This window comes from Pseudomonas sp. FSL R10-1339, from assembly GCF_009600545.1.
GTDB lineage: Bacteria > Pseudomonadota > Gammaproteobacteria > Pseudomonadales > Pseudomonadaceae > Aquipseudomonas > Aquipseudomonas bubulae.
This window is the reverse complement of sequence record NZ_WIVQ01000288.1, coordinates 1-353: the sequence shown is the minus strand read 5'-3', so window position 1 is coordinate 353 and position 353 is coordinate 1. Positions and strand designations below refer to the sequence as shown.

1 pseudogene is annotated in these 353 nt (G+C 63.5%); it reads left to right on the top strand.

What is annotated here, in order from left to right:
* A pseudogene (locus tag GHO03_RS24825) lies at positions 1-353 on the top strand (BatD family protein); the annotation flags it as partial.

Here is a 353-nt window from a genome sequence, read left to right as displayed (position 1 = left end):
CCTTCAGCGCGACCCAGGTGGACAACCAGCCCGGCAACACCTCGACACCCAGCGCGCCAAAACCCGGAAAAATGGTCCACGTGACTTCAACCGAGATCCCCTTGCAGGTCAAGCCCAAGCCTGAAGACTATCCGGCCACTGCCGCCTGGCTACCGGCCCGCAGCCTGAGCCTGAGCGAAAGCTGGAACCCCGAGCCAGATCACTCCAAAGTGGGTGACTCGCTGACCCGCACCTTGACCCTCAAGGCCGAAGGCCTGTCCAGCGCCCAATTGCCGCCGCTGCCCGCCACCGACGTGAATGGCTTGCGGCGTTACCCCGACTTGCCGCAACTGAGCAATCAGGTCACTGACAAC